Here is a 4,458-nt window from a genome sequence, read left to right on the forward strand (position 1 = left end):
GTCCGGTACAGGGAACGTACCGGACAGCTGTCCGCTTCGCGAGGCGCCGGGCGCGCCCGCGCCCGGCCCACGATCGACTGCGTGGCCGCCCGGCCGCCACCCGGGGCGCGACGCGAACGCCACGGAGCGCCTGCACCTGTCCCACCTGCGCCTGCGCACACTCCCGCGCCGACACGGAGTTCGGCCCCGCCCGTCCGTGAGACGAGCGGGGCCGTCCGGGCAGAACTCGCCAGCGGCGCGTGCCTGCGGCGGTGTCAGGCCACGTCGGTCCCGGCCGGGTCGAGGGCGGTGCGCAGGGCGGTGGCCATCAGTTCTATGGCCTCCTTGCCGGCCGGCACCGGGCCGGTGTGGGTGAAGTAGTGGTCGACACCCTCGAAGACCTGGTGGGCGACCGGGACGCCCGCGGCCTCCAGAGCCTTGGCGTAGGCATCGCCCTCGTCGCGCAGGCGGTCGTTCTCGGCGGTGATCACGAGGGCGGGCGGCAGCCCGGCGAGGTCGTCGGCCAGTCCGGGCGAGACCAGGGGATCGGCGAGGTCGGCCGGGTCCGGGACGTAGGCGGCGGTGAAGATCCGCATGAGCTGGGGGCTGAGCAGCGGCTTGGCGATGCGGGACAGCTTGGTTGCCGGGTCGGCGACCTGGTCGAGCGGCGCGGAGTCGATGATCTGGAGTCGCGGCGTGAAGGTGCCCCGGTCGCGGGCCGTACGGCAGACGCCGGCGGTCAGATTGGCTCCCGCGCTGTGTCCGCCCACGGCCACCCGCGAACCGTCCCAGTCGTGGGCCGAGCCGTTCTCGACGACCCACTCGGTGACGTCGTAGGCCTGGGTGACGGCGACGGGGAAGGCCCGCTGCGGGGCGACGGCGTAGTCCACGTTGATCACGACACAGCCGGCCGTGGCGGCTATGTAGCGGCAGATGTGGTCGTCCTGCTCGGGGCGGCCCACGATGAAGCCGCCGCCGTGGAAGTTGACGTACACGGGAGCGGCGGTGCCGACGGTGGCCGGCGGACGGTAGACGGTGCAGTCGACCGGCCCGGCGCCGGTCTCCACCCGAAGGGTTTCCGTCCGCTTCGGGATGTCGGCGAAGCGCAGGTCCTTGTGGACACGGGTCATGACGCCGCTGAGCAGCAGCTGAACCCCTCTGGCCTGGATTCTGGCACTGAACGGCATGATCGGCCCCACCCATCGCTACAACGTTGAATTAACAGGATTCCTGATGATGGACGCTGATCCTGTTTTATGCAACGGTGAGCGCGCCACTGCCGAACGGGGTCGGCTTCCGGTGGCGTCCGGGAGGGGCCGGGGAGGTCGAGGCTCGCGGGGGTCAGCTCCCGGCGGGGGCGAGGAGCACGAAGTCCGCGTTCGACGGGTCGAGGCAGACGGCCAGCCGGCCGATACCCTCCATGTCCTCCGGCCCCATCTGCACGCTGCCGCCGTTCCCGGTGACGGCGGCGACCGCGGCGTCGCAGTCGGTGACGGCGAAGACAGGGTGCCAGTAGGGCCGCCCGTCGGCCAGGGCGAGGTTCTCCGCGCGGAGTTCCATCAGGCCGCCCTGCATCCGCTCCTCGGGGAGTCCGGCGGGCGTGATGAGGTTGTACGTGCCTTTGCCGCCCGGGATGGGCATGTCGCCGAACTGCCAGCCGAAGACATCGCCGTAGAACTCCTTGGCGGCAGCGGCGTCGGTCGTGTACAGCTCGGTCCAGGACAGTGAGCCCGGCTCGTCCGCCAGCTCGAAGCCCTCGTTCTTGCCCGGCTGCCAGACGGCGAACTGGCCGCCCAGCGGGTCGCTGTACTGCGCCATCCGGCCCCAGTCGCCGAAGTCCCTCGGCGCGACCCGTACCGTGCCGCCGACGCGCTCCACTGCCTGGGTCGTGGCGTCCGCGTCGGTGACGGTGTAGTAGATCATCCAGGCCGAACGCGCGCCCTTCTCGGTGAGTTCACCCAGCCCGCCGACGATCTTGCCGTCCTTCCGGAAAGCTCCGCCTTCGCCCTCCATCTCCTCCCCCTCGCCCCCGCCCCCGCCGTCGCTCATGGACTCGTACTGCCAGCCCAGCACCGCACCGTAGAAGGCCGCCGCGGCCGGGACGTCGGGTGTGCCGAGGTCGAGCCAGCAGGGGGAGCCGGGAGTGAGGTCAGTGGTGATCACGGGATTCCCCTTCGCATTCGCGGGTCCTGTGATCTCAGCGTGACACCCGCCCCGGACGACCGCGCGTCGGCCACTGCGCGCGAGCGGGCGCGTTGCGGTCCGATCGGCTTCTGCGATGGACGTCCGAGGGACGGTCGGTGTTCGCCGGTGAGCACGTGGTGGCCTGCGCCACGCCTGCTGACGGATGTCAACCGACAGATGACGGAGGGCATTTCACGAGTTCGACGCCGCCTTCGGCCGGGGCCGGGGGTCCGGCACATCTCGCCCGACAGTGCCGTGGCAGGCAACGTCTGCCCGTGAAGGAGCGGCGACCGGCGCGTGCTCTCGGCGTGCCGGTCCAAGGCCCTCGTACTGGATGTACTTGGGTCTTCGGCCGGTGCGGCGAGAGTGCGTGCCGGGGGTCGCGACGGGGCGAACGTTGCCTGCCGCGGCACCAGCACGACGCCATGGCGGCCATGTGCCGGGCCGCCGCCGGTTTCAGCCCCGTTCCGGCCCACTGGGCACGGTCGGTGACCTCGCAGATCGCCATGGCCGGGTGCGGCCCCGGTGTCACCGCGGTCCCCGCCGTGCCCCAAGAGCCAAGCCCCGACAACCAAGCCCCGACAACCAGCCGGCCGCCTACGAGGCGTCGAGGTCGTCGGCGAAGTGCCGGAAGCCGTGGCGGTCGCGGTGGATGCCCCACAGGGTGTCGGCCAGGACGGCCGGGTCCTTCCTGTCGTGTCCGGGGACGATCGCGCCGGGGACGACCAGCTGGGCGACATGGATGCCCTCGGCCGCGAGGGTGTCGTGCAGCATGTGGCCGTACGCGCTCTCCGCCGCGAACGCGATGGACGTACCGGCCCGGTCGGGGTGCGGGACCACGGCCGTGCCGCCGTTGACGAAGAGGACGGTGCCGCGGCCGAGGGCGCGCATACCGGGCAGCACCTGCCGTACGGCGGCGACCGGACCGTAGACCGAGAACTCGATCGGGCCGACGAGGTCGGTGTGGCCGGTCTCCAGTACCGGCAGCATGAAGTCCCGGTGCGGCAACGGGCTGTACTGCAGAACCTCGATCGGTCCCAGCGCCGTGTGCGCCGCGTCGAGTGCGGCGGTCAGGGCCTCCGGGTCGCGTACGTCGGCGGCGAACCCCTGGGCCGTGACGCCCTGGTCGGTCAGATCGGCGGCGAGTGCCTCCGTCCGCTCCGGGTCGCGGGCGACGAGCGCCACGGCGAACCCCTCACGGCCGAAGCGACGGGCGACGGCCGCGCCGAGACCCGGCCCGGCTCCGATGACGGCGATGGTGGTCATGGCTTCCTTGCTTTCCTCGCGGAGGAGGCGGCCTCTCGTGCGAGTCCGACCTCAGGGAACGGGCTTGACGGTCTTCATCGTGACGTAACGCGCGTCGGCGAAGGGACGGTTCCGCGCGGCCTCGACCCGTGCCTGTCCCGGAGCTGTCAATGTTGGGCACTTTCTTGACGATGGTTATGTAAGCGCCTAAGTTCGCGGTGTCCTTCCCCCGGTCAAGGGAGACCGCGATGCCCTCATCCCCCGTCGCATTACCACCCCCGAGCCCCGAACGGGCCGAACAGGCCCTGCGCACAAGGCAGTTGCGTCGTGTCGCGCTCTCCGGTCTGCTCGGTACGGCCGTCGAGTTCTACGACTTCCTCGTCTACGGAACGGTCGCCGCGCTCGTCTTCGGCGAGCTGTTCTTCCCGGGCGCCGACCCGGCCGTCGGCACCATCGCCGCGTTCGGCACCTTCGCCGCCGGATATGTCGCCCGCCCCCTCGGCGGCATCATCTTCGGGCACTTCGGCGACCGGCTCGGCCGCAAGTCCATGCTGCTGCTGACCATGGGCCTGATGGGCGGCGCCAGCTTCCTCATCGGCCTGCTGCCCACCTACGACACCATCGGCGTCTGGGCACCCGTCCTCCTCATCACCCTGCGGGTACTGCAGGGCATCGCCATCGGCGGTGAATGGGGCGGCGCCACCCTCATGGTCGTCGAGCACGCCGGCGAGAAACGGCGTGGACTGTGGTCCAGCTTCACCCAGATGGGAGCACCGCTCGGCTCCCTGCTCTCCTCCCTCGTCGTGACGTTCGTCGTGGCCATGCCCCGCGACCAGTTCGCCGCCTGGGGCTGGCGCGTGCCCTTCCTGCTCAGCGTCGTCCTGCTCGGCGTCGGGCTCTTCGTCCGGCTGAAGGTGGTCGAAAGCCCGCTGTTCACCGAGGTGAAGAAGGACCGCGCGGAATCGCGGCTGCCGATCCTCGACGTACTGCGCCGCCCGCGCCCCCTGCTGCTGGCCTGCTGTGTCGGCATCGGCGCCTTCACCGCCCAGT

Annotated in this window: 4 protein-coding genes; 1 reads left to right on the plus strand and 3 read right to left on the minus strand. The window is 71.1% G+C overall.

Going from position 1 to position 4,458, the window contains the following annotated elements:
* Window positions 1-254: 254 nt before the first annotated feature.
* From ACFU53_RS46835 to ACFU53_RS46845, 3 genes are all read right to left on the minus strand, one after another.
* On the minus strand, window positions 255-1,166 hold the full coding sequence (locus tag ACFU53_RS46835; protein WP_384006413.1) for an alpha/beta hydrolase: 912 nt from the start codon (window positions 1,164-1,166) through the stop codon (window positions 255-257).
* Window positions 1,167-1,320: 154 nt separating this feature from the next.
* A complete protein-coding gene (locus ACFU53_RS46840; protein WP_384006416.1) occupies window positions 1,321-2,142 on the minus strand; it encodes a VOC family protein in 822 nt (273 codons plus the stop codon).
* Between the two features lie 618 nt (window positions 2,143-2,760).
* Entirely contained in the window at window positions 2,761-3,429 is a 669-nt protein-coding gene (locus ACFU53_RS46845) for an SDR family NAD(P)-dependent oxidoreductase (protein WP_384006419.1), read from the minus strand.
* 227 nt (window positions 3,430-3,656) lie between these two features.
* Here ACFU53_RS46845 and ACFU53_RS46850 point away from each other — a divergent pair.
* Window positions 3,657-4,458 (plus strand): MFS transporter (locus ACFU53_RS46850; RefSeq protein WP_384006422.1); only part of this gene is annotated, 802 nt, incomplete at its 3' end.

This window comes from Streptomyces sp. NPDC057474 (assembly GCF_042802555.1).
Classification (GTDB): Bacteria; Actinomycetota; Actinomycetes; order Streptomycetales; family Streptomycetaceae; genus Streptomyces.

What these genes read in the sequence shown, in the direction of transcription:
- ACFU53_RS46845 (WP_384006419.1), bottom strand. Translation starts at nt 3,429, where the DNA reads ATGACCACCATCGCCGTCATCGGAGCCGGGCCGGGTCTCGGCGCGGCC.
- ACFU53_RS46835 (WP_384006413.1), bottom strand. Translation starts at nt 1,166, where the DNA reads ATGCCGTTCAGTGCCAGAATCCAGGCCAGAGGGGTTCAGCTGCTGCTC.